34 protein-coding genes and 1 pseudogene are annotated in these 18,780 nt (G+C 56.3%); 32 read left to right on the forward strand and 3 right to left on the reverse strand.

Going from position 1 to position 18,780, the window contains the following annotated elements; all coding sequences use genetic code 11:
- The 25 genes and pseudogenes from G463_RS0113070 to G463_RS23635 all read left to right on the forward strand — a co-directional run.
- Positions 1-575, forward strand: a 575-nt coding sequence (locus tag G463_RS0113070) for a hypothetical protein (RefSeq protein ID WP_211227421.1), incomplete at its 5' end; no start/stop codon positions are given.
- A gap of 175 nt (positions 576-750) precedes the next feature.
- Complete coding sequence (locus tag G463_RS20370; protein ID WP_051322291.1) at positions 751-1,629, forward strand: YqaJ viral recombinase family nuclease; 879 nt, start codon at positions 751-753, stop codon at positions 1,627-1,629.
- The gene (locus G463_RS21860; RefSeq protein WP_156900210.1) at positions 1,629-2,306 is read left to right on the forward strand and encodes an ERF family protein; all 678 of its coding nucleotides are present in this window, start codon (positions 1,629-1,631) and stop codon (positions 2,304-2,306) included. The genes G463_RS20370 and G463_RS21860 overlap by 1 nt, the downstream gene beginning before the upstream one ends.
- Complete coding sequence (locus G463_RS0113090; protein WP_026975533.1) at positions 2,306-2,734, forward strand: single-stranded DNA-binding protein; 429 nt, start codon at positions 2,306-2,308, stop codon at positions 2,732-2,734. Before G463_RS21860 ends, G463_RS0113090 begins: the two co-directional genes overlap by 1 nt.
- A gap of 25 nt (positions 2,735-2,759) precedes the next feature.
- The gene (yneA, locus tag G463_RS0113095; RefSeq protein ID WP_051322293.1) at positions 2,760-3,026 is read left to right on the forward strand and encodes a cell division suppressor protein YneA; all 267 of its coding nucleotides are present in this window, start codon (positions 2,760-2,762) and stop codon (positions 3,024-3,026) included.
- A gap of 5 nt (positions 3,027-3,031) precedes the next feature.
- A complete protein-coding gene (locus G463_RS0113100; protein WP_026975535.1) occupies positions 3,032-3,244 on the forward strand; it encodes a hypothetical protein in 213 nt (70 codons plus the stop codon).
- Positions 3,245-3,321: 77 nt separating this feature from the next.
- Positions 3,322-4,221, forward strand: a complete 900-nt coding sequence (locus G463_RS21865; protein WP_026975536.1) for a hypothetical protein — start codon at positions 3,322-3,324, stop codon at positions 4,219-4,221.
- The gene (gene dnaB, locus G463_RS0113110) at positions 4,211-5,503 is read left to right on the forward strand and encodes a replicative DNA helicase (protein WP_169725478.1); all 1,293 of its coding nucleotides are present in this window, start codon (positions 4,211-4,213) and stop codon (positions 5,501-5,503) included. The genes G463_RS21865 and dnaB overlap by 11 nt, the downstream gene beginning before the upstream one ends.
- Before the next feature lie 2 nt (positions 5,504-5,505).
- On the forward strand, positions 5,506-5,739 hold the full coding sequence (locus tag G463_RS0113115; RefSeq protein WP_026975538.1) for a hypothetical protein: 234 nt from the start codon (positions 5,506-5,508) through the stop codon (positions 5,737-5,739).
- Entirely contained in the window at positions 5,736-5,942 is a 207-nt protein-coding gene (locus tag G463_RS0113120) for a hypothetical protein (protein WP_026975539.1), read from the forward strand. Before G463_RS0113115 ends, G463_RS0113120 begins: the two co-directional genes overlap by 4 nt.
- On the forward strand, positions 5,939-6,184 hold the full coding sequence (locus tag G463_RS0113125; RefSeq protein WP_026975540.1) for a hypothetical protein: 246 nt from the start codon (positions 5,939-5,941) through the stop codon (positions 6,182-6,184). The genes G463_RS0113120 and G463_RS0113125 overlap by 4 nt, the downstream gene beginning before the upstream one ends.
- A 12-nt stretch (positions 6,185-6,196) precedes the next feature.
- Positions 6,197-6,667 carry a hypothetical protein gene (locus G463_RS0113130; protein ID WP_026975541.1) on the forward strand — a complete coding sequence of 157 codons (471 nt, stop codon included), beginning with the start codon at positions 6,197-6,199 and terminating at the stop codon, positions 6,665-6,667.
- Positions 6,668-6,683: 16 nt separating this feature from the next.
- Positions 6,684-7,559 carry a DUF5131 family protein gene (locus G463_RS0113135; protein WP_026975542.1) on the forward strand — a complete coding sequence of 292 codons (876 nt, stop codon included), beginning with the start codon at positions 6,684-6,686 and terminating at the stop codon, positions 7,557-7,559.
- A gap of 3 nt (positions 7,560-7,562) precedes the next feature.
- Positions 7,563-7,784, forward strand: coding sequence for a hypothetical protein (locus tag G463_RS0113140; protein ID WP_026975543.1), 222 nt, complete (start codon positions 7,563-7,565; stop codon positions 7,782-7,784).
- Positions 7,784-8,203 carry a hypothetical protein gene (locus tag G463_RS0113145; RefSeq protein ID WP_026975544.1) on the forward strand — a complete coding sequence of 140 codons (420 nt, stop codon included), beginning with the start codon at positions 7,784-7,786 and terminating at the stop codon, positions 8,201-8,203. Before G463_RS0113140 ends, G463_RS0113145 begins: the two co-directional genes overlap by 1 nt.
- Positions 8,200-8,565: a hypothetical protein gene (locus G463_RS0113150; RefSeq protein ID WP_026975545.1), complete on the forward strand. Its 366-nt coding sequence runs from the start codon at positions 8,200-8,202 to the stop codon at positions 8,563-8,565. Before G463_RS0113145 ends, G463_RS0113150 begins: the two co-directional genes overlap by 4 nt.
- Before the next feature lie 97 nt (positions 8,566-8,662).
- Positions 8,663-8,962, forward strand: coding sequence for a DUF4406 domain-containing protein (locus G463_RS20385; protein WP_035487274.1), 300 nt, complete (start codon positions 8,663-8,665; stop codon positions 8,960-8,962).
- A gap of 20 nt (positions 8,963-8,982) precedes the next feature.
- Positions 8,983-9,546 (forward strand): MT-A70 family methyltransferase, encoded by a 564-nt coding sequence (locus tag G463_RS0113160; RefSeq protein WP_026975546.1) that lies wholly within the window; start codon positions 8,983-8,985, stop codon positions 9,544-9,546.
- 73 nt (positions 9,547-9,619) lie between these two features.
- Positions 9,620-10,141, forward strand: a complete 522-nt coding sequence (locus G463_RS0113165; RefSeq protein ID WP_026975547.1) for a Holliday junction resolvase RecU — start codon at positions 9,620-9,622, stop codon at positions 10,139-10,141.
- A 315-nt stretch (positions 10,142-10,456) separates the two neighbouring features.
- Positions 10,457-10,744, forward strand: a complete 288-nt coding sequence (locus G463_RS0113175) for a nucleoside triphosphate pyrophosphohydrolase family protein (RefSeq protein ID WP_026975548.1) — start codon at positions 10,457-10,459, stop codon at positions 10,742-10,744.
- A 13-nt stretch (positions 10,745-10,757) separates the two neighbouring features.
- Positions 10,758-11,267: a hypothetical protein gene (locus G463_RS0113180; RefSeq protein ID WP_026975549.1), complete on the forward strand. Its 510-nt coding sequence runs from the start codon at positions 10,758-10,760 to the stop codon at positions 11,265-11,267.
- Between the two features lie 126 nt (positions 11,268-11,393).
- Positions 11,394-11,957: a hypothetical protein gene (locus G463_RS0113185; protein ID WP_026975550.1), complete on the forward strand. Its 564-nt coding sequence runs from the start codon at positions 11,394-11,396 to the stop codon at positions 11,955-11,957.
- Positions 11,954-12,400: a hypothetical protein gene (locus tag G463_RS0113190; protein ID WP_026975551.1), complete on the forward strand. Its 447-nt coding sequence runs from the start codon at positions 11,954-11,956 to the stop codon at positions 12,398-12,400. The genes G463_RS0113185 and G463_RS0113190 overlap by 4 nt, the downstream gene beginning before the upstream one ends.
- A complete protein-coding gene (locus G463_RS0113195; RefSeq protein ID WP_026975552.1) occupies positions 12,400-13,152 on the forward strand; it encodes a hypothetical protein in 753 nt (250 codons plus the stop codon). The genes G463_RS0113190 and G463_RS0113195 overlap by 1 nt, the downstream gene beginning before the upstream one ends.
- A 36-nt stretch (positions 13,153-13,188) precedes the next feature.
- Positions 13,189-13,350: pseudogene (locus G463_RS23635) on the forward strand (ATP-dependent helicase); the annotation flags it as partial.
- Between the two features lie 110 nt (positions 13,351-13,460).
- On the opposite strand, the gene tnpB reads toward G463_RS23635, so the two are convergent.
- Both tnpB and tnpA read right to left on the reverse strand, forming a co-directional pair.
- Entirely contained in the window at positions 13,461-14,579 is a 1,119-nt protein-coding gene (gene tnpB / locus G463_RS0113205) for an IS200/IS605 family element RNA-guided endonuclease TnpB (RefSeq protein ID WP_026975554.1), read from the reverse strand.
- 5 nt (positions 14,580-14,584) lie between these two features.
- Positions 14,585-14,983, reverse strand: coding sequence for an IS200/IS605 family transposase (tnpA, locus tag G463_RS22410; protein ID WP_026975555.1), 399 nt, complete (start codon positions 14,981-14,983; stop codon positions 14,585-14,587).
- Positions 14,984-15,142: 159 nt separating this feature from the next.
- Between tnpA and G463_RS0113215 the strand changes: the two genes are divergently transcribed.
- From G463_RS0113215 to G463_RS0113230, 3 genes are all read left to right on the forward strand, one after another.
- A complete protein-coding gene (locus tag G463_RS0113215) occupies positions 15,143-15,607 on the forward strand; it encodes a hypothetical protein (protein WP_026975556.1) in 465 nt (154 codons plus the stop codon).
- Between the two features lie 569 nt (positions 15,608-16,176).
- Positions 16,177-16,341 carry a hypothetical protein gene (locus tag G463_RS22905; RefSeq protein ID WP_156900211.1) on the forward strand — a complete coding sequence of 55 codons (165 nt, stop codon included), beginning with the start codon at positions 16,177-16,179 and terminating at the stop codon, positions 16,339-16,341.
- Between the two features lie 292 nt (positions 16,342-16,633).
- Positions 16,634-16,960, forward strand: a complete 327-nt coding sequence (locus G463_RS0113230) for a hypothetical protein (RefSeq protein ID WP_026975558.1) — start codon at positions 16,634-16,636, stop codon at positions 16,958-16,960.
- Here the strand turns inward: G463_RS0113230 and G463_RS24065 are convergent.
- The gene (locus G463_RS24065) at positions 16,941-17,078 is read right to left on the reverse strand and encodes a zinc ribbon-containing protein (protein WP_084171679.1); all 138 of its coding nucleotides are present in this window, start codon (positions 17,076-17,078) and stop codon (positions 16,941-16,943) included. The two genes, G463_RS0113230 and G463_RS24065, sit on opposite strands and share 20 nt — an antisense overlap.
- A gap of 80 nt (positions 17,079-17,158) precedes the next feature.
- Between G463_RS24065 and G463_RS0113235 the strand changes: the two genes are divergently transcribed.
- The 4 genes from G463_RS0113235 to G463_RS22425 all read left to right on the forward strand — a co-directional run bounded on the left by G463_RS0113235 (position 17,159) and on the right by G463_RS22425 (position 18,693).
- Positions 17,159-17,551, forward strand: coding sequence for a hypothetical protein (locus tag G463_RS0113235; RefSeq protein ID WP_026975559.1), 393 nt, complete (start codon positions 17,159-17,161; stop codon positions 17,549-17,551).
- 135 nt (positions 17,552-17,686) lie between these two features.
- Positions 17,687-18,100: a YmaF family protein gene (locus tag G463_RS22420; RefSeq protein WP_084171681.1), complete on the forward strand. Its 414-nt coding sequence runs from the start codon at positions 17,687-17,689 to the stop codon at positions 18,098-18,100.
- 58 nt (positions 18,101-18,158) lie between these two features.
- Entirely contained in the window at positions 18,159-18,341 is a 183-nt protein-coding gene (locus G463_RS22910) for a hypothetical protein (RefSeq protein WP_156900212.1), read from the forward strand.
- A complete protein-coding gene (locus G463_RS22425) occupies positions 18,334-18,693 on the forward strand; it encodes an HNH endonuclease (protein ID WP_026975561.1) in 360 nt (119 codons plus the stop codon). The genes G463_RS22910 and G463_RS22425 overlap by 8 nt, the downstream gene beginning before the upstream one ends.
- Positions 18,694-18,780 lie beyond the last annotated feature (87 nt).

An 18,780-nucleotide genomic window follows, 5' to 3' on the forward strand; every position in this document is an offset into this window, starting at 1 on the left:
TGGGACCGATACCGCTGTCAGCCGTGTCACGAGCGGGTTATGGCAGCAGCGTACGCGAGGGCGTATGTGGAGGAAAGCCGAGACGATATGCGGAGGTGGGCGATGTGACGGAGCAGGAGTTTCAAGCGATTCGGGAGCGGTTGAGCAAGGTTGAGACAGACGAATGGCGCTATGTTGGGTCTCATACCGACGAGCACGGAGCTGTTTCGGAATACATCGTGGCTGGTGACTACGCGAACGAAGGGGAACCAGACCTTGTTATACAGGTTTGGGGATCCGAAGATGACCGCGCATACGCAGAGTTCATCGCCCACGTCTGCGAAGATGTACCCCGTCTGCTGGCTGAGATTGAGCGGCTGCGCGAAGCGTTGGAGGAAATCAACAAACACATCGAAACCCGGCTGGAGAGCGTGAGTGACAAGCTTTGCAAAGAGATTGAAACGTACACTGATCACCCTGTCGCTCATAAGCGGAAACGCTCTGTCAGAGTGCAGCATGCGCTCCAAACGGACAAACAAAGCCTGAGACACATCCAAGCGATTGTGGTCAGGGCACTGGACGGTGATTCTGCATGACAGACTTCCGCGTTGGGCAGCTCGTCCGCATAGGCCCCGGCGCCGACAACGCCGTAGGCAAGATGGGCCGGGTGGTATCGGTTGGCCTCTGCATCTGTGACGTTCGGGTCGAGGACGGTTGGACAGGGGCGTTTTTCAAGGAGCATCTGCAACCAGTGAAGGAGGGTTGACCACAGTGCACGCCTTGAAGGTGATTCACACAGTTGGAAAAACCATCAGCGACTTGGGAAGTGAGCGCAAAATCACCGGCTCCCGTATTGGCGCCATCGTCGGCCTAAATCCGTACGTGAGTCGCATGGAGGTGTTCGTCGACCTCACGGTGGGGCTTCCGGAGAAACCTGATAACGAGGCGATGTACTGGGGTCGTGAGTTGGAGAATCGGGTGGCCAAGGAGTACACCATCCGCACTGGTCGAAAGATCCGGCGCGTCAACTACCTCCTGCAGCACCCGCTGTATGAGTGGGCGCAAGGAAACGTTGACCGGTTTGTATACGACAAGGAACTTGGCACCGGCGTCCTGGAGGTGAAGACGGCCAGCGAGTACGCCAACGGCGACTGGTCGCAGGGTATCGTGCCTCCTCATTATATGGCGCAACTCCAATGGTATCTGTTCGTGACTGGGCTTTCGTGGGGTGCGTTCGCGGTGCTGGTCGGGGGAAACAAGTTCTACATGTTCCAGGTGGACCGAGACAATCAGATGATAGACGCCATGTTTCAAGAAGCGAGGCGGTTCTGGTTCGAGCACGTGCTCACGAACACACCGCCCGAAGTGGACCCCTCGGAGTCGTGCAAACGGGCCTTGGCACATCTGTATCCGGAAGCCAAACCAGAAAGCGTAATAGAACTCACGGCGGCCGCACAGTTCTGGGCAGACGAGTATCTGGCGGCATGCCAAGACGCGAAGGATGCGGAGCAACGGAAAGAGCAGGCCGCCAATGAACTGAAAGCGATGCTTGGAGATTACGAAGTTGGCACGTTCAACGGACAGAAGATTGTGACTTGGAAGAACGGGAAACGCGGACGGACATTCCGAGTGATAGGAGGGCATGAATGATGGCCGGGAACAGTCTGGTGAAAAAGCTGGCGCAAGTGATGAAGCAGGTTCCGTACATCCAGAAGCGGGGACGCAATTCATTCCACGGATATAACTACGCGACCGAGGCTGATGTGAACGAGAAAGTTCGAGAAGTTCTGGCCGAACAGAATGTGATTATGCTGCCGAGCATGAAGGGTCACGAACTGCGTGAAACGGTGACAGCAAAGGGACAAACCGAGTACATCATTCGCGTGGATATGGACTTCACATTCATCGACGGAGACACAGGAGAACAACTGACCATATCCATGTCAGGCGAAGGCCAGGATCGCGGTGATAAAGCCATCTACAAGGCGATTTCCGGCGCGCAAAAGTATGCGCTCATGAAGGTATTCATGATCCCGACCGGAGACGATCCCGAAGGCGATGAGGGTGTAGATGAACGCAACCACGGGAAGGCGACGGAGCAACCTCGCAAGCCAAGCAACGTGACTGACATCAACGAGCAGCTGAAAGGGACCGCCACTTCCGCGCAACTGAAAGCCGTAGAATCGGCTATCGCAAAAAAGAAGCTCCAACCTGATGAGGTCGCGGTAGTCCTGCAGAAGTTTGGCGTGGCACGCATTGAGGAACTACAGGCCGGTGACGTTGGGAACGCAGTCAAAGAGATCATGAACTTCAAGGTGGCGAAGTGATGCTGAACCGAGTGATTCTGATTGGACGGCTGACACAAGACCCAGAACTGCGATATACGCAGTCAGGTACAGCGGTAGCAAGTTTCACCTTAGCAGTAAACCGTCCGAAGAACGGAGATAAGCAAGAGGCGGACTTCATCAACATCGTGGTGTGGCAAAAACAAGCCGAACTGTGTGCGCAGTATCTGCATAAAGGACGGCTGGCCGCGGTAGACGGGCGGTTGCAAATTCGCACCTATGAGAACCGGGAAGGCCAGAAGGTTCGTGTCGCAGAGGTGGTCGCAGAAGGCGTCAGATTTCTGGATCGGGGAGGTGCAGAGGGTGAGAAACATTCTGCTCAGGCAACATCCAGACCGCAAGCAGATACCTTCGATGACCCGTTTGCGGACGATACACCCATCACCACGGATGATGACCTCCCGTTCTAAGCGCCCCCTGTTGCGGAGGGTCCCCGTGCCCTCCGCCCAGGCGGTCGGCTTGGCACTGTGCGTATTGCTCGGGGGCGTAGCCCTGGCTCAGTACACCACCCATGACCTACATACAGCACGAACGACAACCTACGTGGTGCAGCAGGGTGACAGTCTTTGGTCCATAGCCACAGCTGCGGATAAGCATCACGATCCGCGGGACGTGGTGGCTGAGATACAGAGCCTGAACGGGCTCACGAACACTGACATACAGCCGGGGCAGACCCTGGTGATTCCGATGGATGGGAGGTAATCGATATGAAGGTCTCCATGGAGTCATTTGGTTCCGGTGTATTTGAGGGTCAGTTCGGAGTAGTGGAGATAGATGGTCGGCGATATAAGTATGCGTTTGAGTTTGAGATCGGTACTTGGACCGATGCAGAGGATTACCTGGACAATGTCCGGTTGGACTTCGAAATCGAAGCACGATCGGGTATTCAGACTAGCGACTTGTTTGAGCAGTTGGTGTGAGTGTTGCGGCCGCATCCCACAAAAGAGAGGGTATGCGGCCGGGGCGGAGATTATTCGGTGTACGGGAGGTGAAATGAGTGGCTTGGATAGAGTCACATCAATCGATTGCTCGGCATCCGAAGACAATTCGTCTATCACGGTTGCTTGGTGTGTCAAAACCGGCAGCAATCGGATACCTCCATCAGCTTTGGTGGTGGTCACTTGATTACGCGCAGGATGGGGACCTTTCAAGGTACACAGTTGATGAAATAGAAGCTGGTGCGGAATGGGACGGAGAACCGGGGAAGTTTCTTGAATCCATCCGCAAAGCCGGTTTCGTAGACGAAGATGATCAACTCCACGATTGGTACGACTACGCAGGGAAATATATTGAACAACGCGAGAAAGATGCTGAGCGCAAGCGTGAACAAAGAGAGAAAGCAAAGCAGAAAAAGAAAAAGGACGTCCAACCGATGTCCGGCGGACGTCCGGAGGACATCCAACCGATGTCCGGGTGTACCAACCAACCATACCAACCAACCAACCATACCAACCAACCGCATGGACATGAACCACTGCCGCCGTTTGGCGACGAATCAGAACTGGACCTTGACACCTACTGCCGAGAAGTCGAAAGCCAGATGATTGCCTGCGGCGCCAATCCCAACTACACAGCGAAGGGAGAGGCCTACAGGTGGATCAAGCGATTCCACGAATCCAAAGTGCCAATCTCGTTCGTCAGGTCGGGGATAGTACAAGCCTATGCGAAAAAGGCGGACATTAGCACCTTCACATACTGCGCGAAAGTGATACAGGACTTGTGGCAGAGGGAACTAGCGAAACGGGAGTCGGTTCAGCCGCTAGAGATATCCGTTTCTGTGGAATCTCACCGGAGTCGTGAATCGCCCAAGGAAGTAACTGGGGGGCCTTACGTCCCACGGGATCTCCCTCCGGAAGTCGCCGCATTACTACAGGAGGTCGATGATGGTGCGGGTTGATCCAACGCAAGCAGAGGCAACGCTTTGCGCGACGCTCATCCAGCGCCCTGACCTACTCGACGAAGTCAATCTGAGCCACGAGGATTTCCTGGATCCAGACCTCGGGCTGATATTCCGGACGGTGCAATGGCTTGCGGAGCGCGGCAAACCGGTCACCTCATTCGCTATCGTCGAAAAGTTGGCCAAGCGCGTAGATACGGACAAATTGGCTGACATCACGTCTGGAATCCTCGCCAAGCCTTGGGCTATTCAGGACACTACGAGGATTGTGAAAGATGCATCTACTCGGCGTCGTCTGGTACAAACCGCTCACCGGATGATTGAGATGGCAGAGACAGCCGAACGGATTGACGACGATGCACTGTCGGAGATCGAAAAGTCCTTCGCTGAGGTGTCGTCCAGCGTAGAGGGTGAGACCGGCCCGGTTCATGTGTCGCAGATTGCAGATGAGTACATGACCATGCTGGAGGAACGGGTCAAAAACAAGGGCCAACTGCCGGGCGTGGACACAGGGTTCAAGCAACTAAACGTTTGGCTGCATGGATGGCGTCCGGGGGACCTGTTCGTGGTCGGCGCCCGGCCATCCATGGGAAAGACGGCGTTCGCTCTGCAGTCGGCTGCGGCCGGTGCACGTGATAGCTGCGTGGTGGTGTTCAGCATCGAAATGCTGCGGTACACGCTGATGGACCGGATGGTCTCCGCAGAGTCCATGATACCGATGTTCAACCTGATGAACGGGAACATTCAGGATGACAACTGGTACGGCATCACATCTGCGGTCAGCGAGATTGGTCAGCGGAACTTATTCATCGACGACAACCCGTACGCCACGGTCCCGTACATCCGGGCCAAGTTGCGACGGATCGCGCGGCAGAACCAAGGGATGAAGCTCGTTGCCTTCGTGGACTATCTGCAGATTGTGAAAGTTTCCAAGAAGGGGCGAAGTCGGGTTGAGGAGATCGGGCTCATCAGTACAGAGCTAAAGGCGCTGGCCAAAGAGTTGCAGTGTTCCATCGTCGCACTAGCACAGGTCAATCGCGAGGTAGAGAAACGGGCAGACAAGCGTCCAACGCTATCGGACCTACGTGATTCTGGCCAAATCGAGCAGGATGCCGACGTGATCATGTTCCTCTACCGGGATGAGTACTACAACCCGGAGACGCCGACCAAAGGCGTGGTGGAAATCATCGTTGCGAAGAACCGAAATGGGCCGCAGGGAACGGCCAAAGTAGGGTTCGCCAAAGAGTTTCAGCGGTTCATCGATGTATCGGAGGAGGGCTGAACATGGACAAGCAGTTGGTCAATGACATCGCAAAAGAATGCGTCGCGCACGGCGGGAACATGGCGGCGAAGTTGCACAGAGCCCTGCAACTGCAGATGGCCATGCGGCAGGAGGGCATCGACTTTCCGACGCTGGCGGATGCCTTCGCAATCCTGGCGAGTTGGGAAGGACACCGGGTGACTGTCGACTCTATGACATGGGTACCGCCGCTGATGCAGGACGGTGAAACGACATGACAGACCTCGAAACGCAGGACATCTGCCGCGTCCAGATCCCGGCGGTGCCAACGGTAAGCAGTGTAGTGGCCACGCTGGAGAGCCTAGTCCGGCAGCTACAGCGCTACGACCACACCCGGCGGGTGACGAGGATACGGATGCACCCGGAGGATAGGAGCATCAGGATCACGCTGGCGCCGGTAAGGGAGGTGGACACGGAATGACACGAAGCATCCCAAAGTGGTTCGAAGAGTGGGCGGAGGACGCAGTGGAGCAGTGGAAGCACGACGGGCGGTGGTACATCATCCGTCACGCGGAAGGAACGAAGTTTGGATGGTGCCTTGACTTCGTGGATTTCGATGGCATGGGTGGTGGCGGAGCACCGTTCGCCACGCGCGAGGAGTTGGATGAGTACGTGCGGAGATACCGGCTGCGCCCATATGAGCAGCTGACGCTGGGGATATGAGGGGGATGCGATGTGACCTGGCAACTGACTCACAAAGGTAACCGGCAGGCTGTCCAACTTGCGGATCGGCACTACACTCGGCAGAAACCAGGAACATCGCAATTCTGCCGGCCCGGAAGAAATCTGGTGCTCCTAAGTCGAGACGAACGTGCACTGTGGGTTACGTGGTCCGGGATACGTGATGACGGGTATGACGCATGGGAGTGCACGCTGTTCCGGAACGAGGGCCACTACCTGAGCAGTCATCTGATAGTCCTGGCGCTAGGGATCACGCAACACCTGTGGGGGACGCCTCCGCCGGACGGGATCCTGACGTACGTCGGCAAACACCTGCGCGGAGGATGTTTCTATGCGGCCGGGTTTCGGCGTATCGGGCAAAGCCAGGACGGAAAGCCCCTACTGCAATTGCCATCTGATCGGATGCCGCCGCCATTGGAGGCGGCCGAAAGTGGGCTGTGGGCGCATGAGATACGAGTCGTGTGAAAGGAGCGGTTGAGTGATGGGTGATAGAAGCGCGATTGAGTGGACAGACGCCACATGGAACCCGGTTACAGGGTGCTCCAAAGTGAGGTTTGGATTGACTGAAAAGCCGTGGACAGCCCCGAACGCCGCAGTGAACGTAAAACTGCATCCGGAGCGATTGTATGAACCGTTGAAGTGGAAAAAGCCGCGGAGAGTGTTCGTCAACAGCATGAGTGATTTGTTCCATGAGCAGGTGCCGGATGAGTTCATCATCCAGGTGTGGGAAACGATGGCGGGTGCTCCGCATCACGTGTTTCAAATTCTCACGAAGCGCCCAGAGCGGATGATGAACTGGGTCAAGAAGTACGGAACGCACGTCATTACAGGAGAACCTGCACTGAAAAACGTCTGGCTCGGTGTCAGCGTCGAGAACCAGAAGGCCGCAGATGAACGGATTCCGCTACTCCTGCAGACGCCAGCGGCGGTGAGGTTTCTGAGCTGCGAGCCGCTACTGGGTCCGGTGGATCTGTCTGCGTACAAGCCATTCGACGGCGAGTGCTACTGCCAAGACCGGCCGAATGGATGCAAGCCGCGCTTCGCAATTGGATGCCCGGAGACTGCGATTGACTGGGTCATAGTGGGCGGCGAGAGCGGCCCACATGCGCGTCCCATGCACCCGGACTGGGCGCGGAGCTTGAGGGACCAGTGCCAACAAGCCGGAGTCCCGTTCTTCTTCAAGCAGCACGGAGAATTCTCGAATCCCAGCGCCTCGGGTATCCATCTGAACGACGTTGGTGACAAACCGCTTTACCAATTCGATGACGGAATCTCAGTGTGGCGTGTGGGCAAGAAGAAAGCAGGCCGCATGCTCGATGGACGCACATGGGACGAATACCCGGAAAGGAGCGTGTGATGGATGGCGAGAGCCGACGAGAACAAAGTCCACCGGATGGACTTCACCCGCTTTGAATTGGCGGTTTTGCTGGGCGCGCTTGAAGAGGCGTACACGAGGTGCGAACGGGAGGGCTGCGACGTCTGCTGGAAGCGGCGAGTGTTGGCCGAGCGCATCGAGCGCAAGTTGCCGCGGAGCATGGTCGCATCACCGGTAGCGCTCTGGCGGCGGCGGGGTGATGCGTGATGGACGACGTACGCGGACGCGCCGCCGCCATCCTCTCCGGCCACAAGCTGCGGATGCTGGAAGAGGCCGGGCTGACGGTGGTGGAGCAATCGGAACTGGATAGGCTTCGCATGGTTGAGCAGGCAGCGTACAAGGTGTGGAGCGGGTTCGCGATGGGCAATCCAGGTTACGAGTCTCTGTATGACAACCCGCCCGAGGAGATGCGTCAGATTCACGACTTGACTCACGGACGCGAGTGCAATTGGGTCTTGGTGGAGCGCAGCAGGTTGGAGGGGTTGGAACGGATGTATAAGGCAACTAAGCGGCGTGCCGAGGCCCTACACGGGCACCTCGCGTTTAATGCAGCAGAGGAAGCGTTCTATGCGGCAGAAGACGACATTGAGGCGGTACTCACGGAATTGGAGGCGATGGAGCGATGACTGGGCGCGTGTTGAGCGAGGAAGAGATAGCGGCCATTGAGACGGCGTTGGTGCCCTCCGTTGACCGTCTGCGAATGGGGATTGATTCGTCAGGCGTTGTGAACTCGAAAACAGCGATACCGAACCTCATCGCCACCATCCGAGATCGCGACAAAACGATAGCGGAGCAAGCGGCAGAACTCAAGGAACTCCGCAAGAAGGTCCACAACATGAACGGAGCAGGCGCGCACTTGGCGACGGCGGACTTGGAGCAACAAAACACCATCATGCTGGAGGCGTTAAGGGACATATCCGAAGGTGCAGGGCCTCCGGATGTGATAGCTAGTCGAGCACTCGCCAAAGTGAAGGGAGCGAGTGGCTGATGTACTGGATCTGGTGCCCCAGCTGCCGACGCTGGTGGCTGGGGGATGAGGACGCTGTGCGTAAGGTATGCAGCCGATGCAGGAGGGAGGAGACGGCATGAAAGTCTACATCAGCGGCCCCATGAGCGGCATCAAGGACTGGAATTACCCGATGTTCTTCGCGACAGCAGAATTGCTCCGGCGTTTGGGCTTCGATGTCATCAACCCGGCGGAAGGCGTGTCTGAGTTTGACAAGCCATGGAACTGGTACATGCGACGTGCGCTGCGACTGATGATGGATGCCGACACAATCCTTATGTTGCCTGGGTGGAGCCGTTCCAGGGGAGCGCGTCTGGAGCGAATGGTCGCTAAGAAGCTAGGAATGCGGGTTGTGGAGCGGTTGGAGGATCTGGATTAAACGTGGAGGAGGGAGACGGCGTGATTCCATTCCCTGATAAGCGGTACAGCGTGATCTACGTAGACCCGCCTTGGCGTTACCGAGACAAGGCCGCGGCCGGAGAGAGGGGCGCCGCCTTTAAGTATTCGGTAATGAGCATGGAGGAGATCAAGGGGATGCCTGTTCAGTCCATCGCGGCCGATGACTGCGCGCTGTTCATGTGGGCGACTTATCCGATGTTTCCGGAGGCGCTGAGTGTGCTGGAAGCCTGGGGCTTTCAGTATCGGACGGTGGCATTCACATGGGTGAAGACTACGAAGCACGGAAAACTCGCGATGGGCATGGGGAACTGGACGCGCGCGAATGCGGAACCGTGCCTGCTGGCTATCCGAGGGAAGCCAAAGAGAGTGTCAGCCGCAGTTCACTCCGTGATCATGAGTGAGCGGCGGGAACACAGCCGGAAGCCGGACGAGGTATATGGGCGGATTGAGCAGTTGATGGGCGATCTACCGCGGATTGAGTTGTTCGCCCGGCAGCGGGTTCCCGGATGGGATGCATGGGGGAATGAAGTACCGCCTGATAGCGGGTCCGAATGTGCCGGATAAGGTGTTTATACCTGACTTACGAAAAAACGGCTCCAGCAGCCTGCTAGGGGCCGAATCGGAAGGGTGAAGCGACATGGGAATGGGCAACCGCGGCATGGCGCTGGAGGCCATGATCAACCACACCAACGAAGTCTATCGACAGAGGGGCTGGGCAGTCGTGCACAAGCGGCCAACGCCGGTCGCCATCGTTCGAACACAGGGCACCCGGATCGTGTCAGCATACCTGGAGTCGAAATCCACAGTGGACTATGAGGGCGTGTACCGCGGACGGAGCTTGCAATTCGAGGCGAAGTCGACGCGGGAGTCCACCCGGTTTCCGCTAAGCAACTTCCATGAGCACCAGATAACGCATATGCGTGCATGTCTGGACCAGGGCGCCATCGTCTTCGCAATCATCGAGTTCGCGCGCGACAACGAGCGGCTGTATGTGCCCGGGAAACTCATTCTGACCGCTTGGGAACGCTGGAAGGCCGGTGGGAAGGCCAGCATCCCCCGGGAGGACCTAGAGGCGCAGTGCTACCTGATCCGGAGTGGCCGCGGTGTAGCGGTGGACTACCTAGCTGTGGTGGACAAGCTGGTCCATCAGACGGCGTGAGGGGTGAGTCATCGTGAGCCGGGTAGCAAAGACTCAGCAGCCTGGATACATCGCATGCCAGGACTGGGACTTCTACTGGGAGCCGACAGATCTCCTGGATGTCATATGCATGTGGCAGCATGGAAAGCCGCTGTGGGAGATAGCGGAGTACGTCGGTAGACCGCCGCGAGAAGTAACAGTGCTGCTCATGGACCTGGCGGAGACCGACCATATCGGGCCGAGACCGGGCGGAGCGTTCGGGCTAGCGAACGTAAGTTCTCAACAGGGTGTGCACAAATCTGTGCACAACTCGAAATCTTCAGTGGAGGTGGTCGGATGCACAGGTCAACCATCCTAGCTGACATCATCGCAGAGCGAAAACGACAAGACCGTTTGCATCCGCGCTGGCACGGTGATGCACATGGGCTGGCGGTGCTCGCTGAAGAGTTCGGAGAAGTCGCGAAAGCTCACTACGAGCTGACAGAGATACAGCACGAAGAGACGCGACAGACGCTGACACAGGAAGAGTGGCACAGGCTCTACACAGTGCGCTCCGCTGATCTGCGGGAGGAACTGGTGCAGGTGGCTGCAGTGTGCGTCCGATGGCTTGAGAACATGCCGTGAGGGAGGTGGTGCCATGAGTTTCGAGGCAGAGATCACGGTGTCGAAAAGGTCATCCGGCTTCCGCGCGGCGATGGAACGGTGGAACTGGCTGGACGGAGAGAAACGCCGCCTGGAGCACCAGATCGCTCGACGCCGCGAACGAATCGCCCGGTGGCGTGCGGACCTCGACAACGCCGGGCAGAAGGCCATCACCTACGACAAGGATCGGGTGCAGGGTGGCCAGCCATACACCATGGAGGACTACGTGGCGGATACGCTGGAGCGCATCGAGCGGACGGAGCGCGAGATCTCCATGCTCCAGCACCAGTACGACGAGATATGCGACCAGATCCAGGACATCGAGGACATGGTGTCGATGCTTCGGCAGGAGCATCAGACGGTGGTCAGGATGTACTACCGTGACCGCGCGCCATGGCACGCTATCGAGGCGCACACGAACTACTCGCGGAGTCGGATATATGAGATCTTGCATGAGTTGACTTCATGGGTGGACGGAACTTTATGGAGCGCGGAAAGGAGGTGAGTTTTAGTCCCGCGTATGTATGGACGATTTCCCCGCCGATGTGCGGGGATATTTTTTTCATTCGACTGTTGTAAATTACAACACACCGTGTTATAATGTTGTCAAATACAACAGGGGGCGGTTAAGATGACGAAAAAGGAAATCATGCAGCGGGCTCATCAGTTGGCAAAGCAGATGGTCGGTGACTACACAGCGCGGTTCGTCCTCGGTTTGCGGCAGGCGTGGCGTGAAGCGAAGCGAGGTGCCTGCCCGCATACGGATCGGCACCAACACGCCATGACATTCGCAAGCGGGCACACGTTCGTCGGATGCAGCGAGTGCATCAGGCGCGAGCGCGCCATAGAGGCCGAAAAGCTCCGTCAGGCGACGGCGGCGCGCTGGGGCATCCAGGTGCAGGCTCTGCAGGGCAGCCCGAAGCAGATTGCATGGGCGGAGGATATCCGTGCGAAGGCGCTGGAGTGGCTGTCCGCGACATCCGAGAAAGACGTGCAGGCGAGCATCCAGAAGCTCGCTCGCCGCACCGGGATGAGCACCGAACAGGCTGCAGCGACCCTGCGCCAGCGGGTAGCCACCCTTCTCGGTACGTCGAGCGCGCGCCACATCATCGACCATCGCAGCATGATGGGGCAGGGGATGCTGTACACCATCGTGGTGCAGACGGTGGCGGAGCTGCGGGGTGAGATCGCATGACATACCACCACATCCCGAAGCTGGCTGGTGTGACGGAAGCCGCCGCGATCCTCGGCTGGGATCGACGGAAAGTGGCGACATACTGGGGGCGAGGAAAGCTTCCCGTGCCTATCCAGGTGCTCTCCGCCACCCCAGTGTGGACGGAAGAACAGATCATCCGATATGCGAAGGAGGAACTAGGGATGACAGTGTTCATGGTGGAGAAGCGCATCGAACTCTTTGGAGACGGTGAGTTTGGAGTGACACGCGTGACCTGTGAGCCATCAGAGGACGGCCTGGTGTACAGTGCACAGTACCATGGATGGTGGACGCGACCGGACGGACAGCGGGTGCGAGGTGAGATCAACGCGCAGTTCATCGAGGCGGTGCAGGCCGACGCGGACGCCGTACTGAACGCAGGCTGGGAGCCCGGCCTGTGGACGGTCGAGGAGGTCGCGGAGTAGTGCCGAAACAAGTCAACAGGGAGCGGCTGGAGGCGTCTCTGGCCGCGCTGCGGGAGTTTGCGGATGAGATGGGATATTGGCCATCCATCCGCGATTGGAACGCGTATGCGAAGGACCATGATGTGATGGCAGCCGTTACCATTACACGACGGATGGGCATGAAGTGGACGGATGTCGGAAAGTATCTCGGTTTTGCGCCGCTGACGGAGCAGGACTGCATCGATGCGTTGCGCGCGGCTGCGGCGGTTTATCCAGGGCTTTCCGTCGGGGACTATGAGAAGTGGCGGGCGAATCATCCAGACAGGCCGAACGCCAACGCTATGCTGCTCATGTTTGGAACGTGGAATGCCGCGAAGGAAAAGGCTGGGATAAGTCTTCAGGCGCCACACGTCCACGTCATATCGGATGAAGATATGATTCGTGCGCTGAAACTCTGTGCAGAGGCATGCGGCCCGTCCTTCGGCATGAGGCAGTATCGGGAGTGGAGGAAAGAGCATCCAGATCAACCGAGTCTCGCCGCCATCTGTATGAGATTCGGCGCGTTCAACGTGGCGAAACAGCGCGCTGGTCTGGTGACGGTGCCGCACGGCGGGGCCCGGAAAAGTAAAAATCACCGGAAAATGACCGGACTCGCTAGGCGAGATATCCTGCTACACTGGCATCAGTGGAGAGTATCCACCGGGAGTGAAAGCAAGGGTTGTTCACTGTACGTCAGCGTTCACCGCTGGCGTTGGTGTCTCGCCTGGCCGTAACGCCGGGTTGTCTCGGCGGCTGCCTCGACCGTGGGGTCGAGCAGTCAAGCGGTTGTCTGGTTCGATACGATATGGAGCCTGGAAGAGGATGAGCAGGCGAATGCGAGGGTGCACCGTCAGGGACAGACTAGACGCATCGTGGTGATACGACTAGTGGCTGAAGGCACGATGGATGAGGAAGCTGTCGCGGCCATGGAACTTGACACTCCGCACGGCTAAAGCCGTGGGATTCTTGGGAGCACTCCCGCAACCGAGAGTTCTGCCTTGCGGCACCAAGCTATCCCCGTGTGTCCCACGGTTCAGTCCGCTTAAGCGGACAAATTCAAAAGTCGCAATCCTTCGTGCAGGATATTCCTCGCGGCGTTGACATCACGATCGTGGGCCACACCGCACTTCGGGCACGTCCAGTGTCGAACAGACAGGTCTTTCGTCTCGGCGTTTCGGTGCCCGCAGCAGGAGCAAAGTTGGCTAGAGGGGAAGACAGGGGAAACGGTCGCTACCTGTCTCCCGTACCAGTTCGCTTTGTATTCCAACTGCCGCCGAAATTCCGACCAGCTGGCATCGGCAATGCTCTTGGACAGTTTGTGATTTTGTTGCATGTTCCGAACACGCAAGTCCTCCAGGCAGATCGCTTGGTTCTCGCGAATCAGCCTGGTGGACAACTTGTGAAGGAAGTCCAGTCTCGCGTTTCGAACCTTCTCATGAAGCCGGGCCACTTTCAACCGGGCTTTCTCCCGGTTCTTCCCGCCCAGTTTCCTGCGGGAAAGAATCCGTTGCCAGCGTTTCAGTTTCTTTTCGTGTTTTCGTAGGTGCCGGGGATTCGGGATCGTTTCCCCAGTGCTGAGCACGGCGAAGTCCTTTAACCCCAGATCGATGCCAACGGCGTTGAAGTTGGGCTTCAAAGGCTGAATCTCCGTGTCCACCAGGACCGATACAAAGAACTTTCCCGAAGGAGCCAGACGAACCGTGCCAGAAAGGATACGCCCCTGCACTTCGCGGGATTTGGCGAACTTCACCCATCCTACCTTCGGCAGCCGAATCCGGTTCCCCTCGATGCGGATAGTCGCTTTGTCATCCTCTTTGCCGTTGCGTTTGGACGTGTAGGATTGCTTCGGATGCTTCTTGCTCTTGAAGCGTGGGTAGCTTTTCTTCTCACGGAAGAAGCGCTGAAAGGCGTGATCTAAGTCTTCGACTGCCCTTTGCAGTGCAGTCGAATCAACTTCCTGAAGCCAAGGGTGCTGCTGTTTTAACGCTGGCAACTCTTTCATGCAAGCATATTGGTTCAAAGTTGTTACGTCTCGCTCGTAGGATTCTTTCCGAAGCGCGAGAAAGTGATTGTACACAAATCGGCAACATCCGATGGTTCGCCGGATTATCTGCTCCTGCTCTTTTGTTGGATAGAGGCGGAAGGAAAAAGCTTTGTGCATCGTGTTCACCCACGCTTCTTCTGGGCTTCGACATACCGGCGGATCGTATCGCTGGACACGTTTCCTGCCGTACTCACAAAGAAGGAACGTGTCCATAGACTAGGGAGGTGTCTAAGATGCGCAAACTCTTGACGAAGCCGCCGTGAAGTCGTTCCCTTGATGGTTGCCATGATATTTGATGGCGAATCTGTTGGGAGACAATTGAGAAACAGATGAACATGATCAGGCATGACTTCCATCACAAGAATCATCCAATCGTTTTGGGCGCAAATCTCGCTTACCAGTTCTTTGAACCGTGATTCCACTTGACCAACGAGAACTTTCCGCCGGTATCGAGGGCAGAAAACAAAATGATAGTTGATGAGCGATACGGTTGTTTTCGTATGACGATATTCTTGTCCCATACCAATACTGTATCAGTTCGATGAATGAAGTGCAACGCGCTTCATCCCACCCCTAAAGGAGTGGGCTTTCGCGCGTGATTTCTGTAAAGAGGCGAACCAGGACAGTCTGATGAATGCGCTGAAAGCCCGCATCGAGCGCGTGGCAAGGGAGGCGGTTGGATGAGCCTGACACCGGAAGAACGCAAGGCGCTGTATAAGATTTTCGCGAACTATCGGGCCGCCAAGGAGGCCATCGCCAACCGGCGTGTGCCTGTGAAGCGTGGATACGCGTCAGCCATTCACCCGGACCTTATCCGCGCATCGCGGGTTCACCCGTCAACACCGAAATCGGTAACTGGGTTTTGCATCACGCCTGACTTTAGCGAGGCCAGTTTCCGGCGCTTCATCTGGCGGATTGATTGGCACGTCAGGCGATTGCGGCCGTACCGGCGAGCCCTTATCCGGAAAAGGTTTTTGGGCCATGAGCCGCTACCAACAGATGCAGTTGTCTATGATGAATTGCGTGAGGAAGGGTGGTACGTCAGCAAGAGTTTCTACAACGTCGAAAAAAGAGAGGGATTAGAAGAGTTGTTTAGGTCGCTGAAACTCAGTAGTGGCGCGGAAAACGAGAGAAAAAGTGTGTAAAAAATCATGTAAAAAATCGGCCTTGGGTCTAGTGATTTTCCGTGCAAAACATGATATGTTTTCTGCGGAGAAAGTATGTCCAGAAGGTACCCGGATCGGGTGCCTTATTCATTGCTTATGACCACGGGCATCAGCTACGGCTGGTGCTCTTTGTATGACACATGCCCTGCAAGGCGGCGACGTTCAGCCGAACACCTCCCGCCGAACCGGAGCGGTGCTGCAGGGCTTCCTCCGGTCATGACATGAGGTGATTGGATGCGTTTCTGTTGGGTCTGCAATGAACGTGTTCCGTCCGGCACGAGGATGTTGGGCTGCGAACTATGCGAAGGGTGGGCGGTGACAGTGGGTGAACACGCGGCGCAGGAAACGTTGCGAAAGCGAGAGATCGCGAAACTGAAAACACGCTACGCCAAGGCTGTTACGGCGGCGCAACGGGCAGCTGATGCGCGCAGGGCACTCCCGCCCGGTAGCTCACACTCACGAGTCACAACAGCCAATGCAAGGTGGGCCGCTGCCGCTGAGTATCGGGATATGCTGGCCGCCCAACTCAGAGAACTGGGTGAGGACGTGTGAAGAAGAAACGGCGCTTGAATCAGGGAGAAGGCGCGACAGTCACCATCGCGCGCCGTGAGAGGTTGACGTTTCGCGACATCGAACGCCTGATGCAGTCGGCGAACACATATGAGCGCCGCGGAGGGAAGTTGAAACAGCGCAGGCGTGCGCGGGACATCTAACATGGACCGCCAAGGTATACGCGCGAGCGGCTGAGTGGTTGGCACAGAGGGTGTTACGCGAGCACCATTCCAAAAAAAGTGGCTCAGCAGTCAGGGGATAGCCACGCGAGTCTAAGAAGTCCCTGCAGGGCGCTCGCCCCCTGACTGGTGCGTCACTTTCAGCGCACCGACTTCCTGAGCGAGGGTTTCGGTGTATGGAACCCCCTTGCGGGCACCCATCGGCTAGCGTACGGGCCGGTGGGTGTAATGTGGAGGCCGCCAGCTTAGTCTGTGGGCTGGAAGTGAGGGAGAAATGCCTGGTGGATATAAAGCGGTATTAGCCAACTATTGTTACATGGTGCAAAGAGGAAAACCTGCGGCATCGATGGCACTCCAAGAACGCTATATCGAGGAGGCGTCAGACTTCGTTGATGGATACAAACTCAATGCGCATGTGGAAACTTTGTCCGAAGGATGGGTGACCTTCTGGGTTTACAAGTATGAGCATATCCTCGAAGTTATCAAATCGATGCCGCAGGCACCAAAGACTGCATTCGATCACTGGGTGCTAGGCAAATTGTTTGGATATGAAGAAGCAGCCATAGCAGAATTTCTGTTTGTTAAACGCGAACATAGTTAGTGCCACTACATTTTGGGCATGGTGGCAACGTGTCGGTAGCATCATCCAAATGCACGATTTCACCGCAATTTGTGCATTGGTAATAACCGGAACCTGGCTTTTCTCCTGTCCTTGGCATGTATAACACCTCCCTTCTTTCGAAGCATTTCGACAGAAAGAAGGAAAAACCTTCCGCGCGGAGAATGAGGAAGCGGGAGGGTGATGGAATTGTATCGTGATGTTCTGGTCAGAAGAGTTAGGGAAAAATACTCAAGCGATGTCTATAATCTTGAATGCCTTAACAAGGCGATGAGTTTCATCTCAAATTATTTTCGGGACATATGCGATGAGATTCGGGACGTAATGGTCGTAGTTCCTGATGTTAGATTGCGTGATTCGAAGGAAGAAATAGAATTCGCAATCGGTAAATCGTCGTTGAAGTTCACGATGGGAAAACATCATGTTGGTGTCTTTTTTGGGAAAGAGGAGATCGATAAGATTGTCCCCGCAACAAATCACACATGCATTACTTATAGCAACGGTGAGGAAGTAGACATGAAGGCAATGGATAGATATTTAATGCTCGCCTTCAAAGAAGAATTGGAACTGTAGAAAATATCGCGCTCTCCCGCTTCGGCGGGTTTTTCTTTTGATATCCGCTTATGACGCAAGGTAAATGACTTAAACTTGAGCAGTCAAACATGCGTACCCTAACACCACCCATAAGTTTGCGAGGAGGGTGTCAGGGTGAACGACGAAGAACGCGCCCAAGACGAACACCATGTTTACGGGGTTATTTATGAGAGTGAAGCATCCGACGCGGATACTCATTCTCATGAAATTTTCCTGATTACGTGGGACGGAAGGGTACTTCATACCCATGGTTTTTCAGGTATTACTTCCTTCGATGTTGGTCATCGACACCGTTACGTAGGAGTCACCGGACCAGCTCCAAGTGGTGTCCCACACACCCATACCTACTCCACTGAAACAACATTCAATGACGGACATAGGCACTTCATCAGTGGACGGACAGGTCCTGCAATTCAACTTCCAAGCGGTGGTCATTACCATTTCTTTGAAGGTGTCACCACGGTAAATGGGAGTATCCCGCATACCCACACCTACAGCGGAAGAACAGGAAACGAAATCCCAGTATAAATCGATGCAATCCCGCTTCGGCGGGTTTTTATTTTGCCCACAAAGGGAGGTGTCTATCGTGCCAATCGCTATGCACGCATCCATCCCGCAGATTCAGAGCGCCATCAAATTTGGCGGTGACGGTTCTGCGCGGGTGCAGTTCGATGTTCCTGCGACTGAGTTGCCGGAACTGCTAAAGCTCATGGCATATGCGCCCGGCAAGGTGCTGCGACTTAGCGTCGAGGTTGTGCCGGATGCCTAGCCGACCGTTGAAGCCCTGCGCAGAGCCGGGGTGCAGCGCGCTCACTCGCGAGCGCTACTGTGACGACCATAAGCAACGTGTAACCGAGTATGACAGGCACCGCGGCAACTCGGCGCAACGAGGATATGACAGCAGGTGGCGCAAAGCACGCTTGGCATACCTGCGAGCACACCCGCTATGCGCTGAATGCGAGCGTCACGGTAGGATGACGCCCGCGACAGTGGTGGACCACATTAAGCCGCACAAGGGAGACAAGGCGCTGTTCTGGGATACGAATAACTGGCAGCCGTTGTGCAAGCCATGTCATGACGCAAAGACGGCGAGGGAGGACGGTGGGTTCGGTAATGCCTGACGACTTGGCCGATAGCCTGTGGAACTGATTCCACCATTTGGGAAGCGGGCGAGGTAGGGGGGCAAAATCCTTCCGACTTTTAGCGCC

Origin of the sequence: Alicyclobacillus contaminans DSM 17975, from assembly GCF_000429525.1 — a bacterium.
Classification (GTDB): Bacteria; Bacillota; Bacilli; order Alicyclobacillales; family Alicyclobacillaceae; genus Alicyclobacillus_A; species Alicyclobacillus_A contaminans.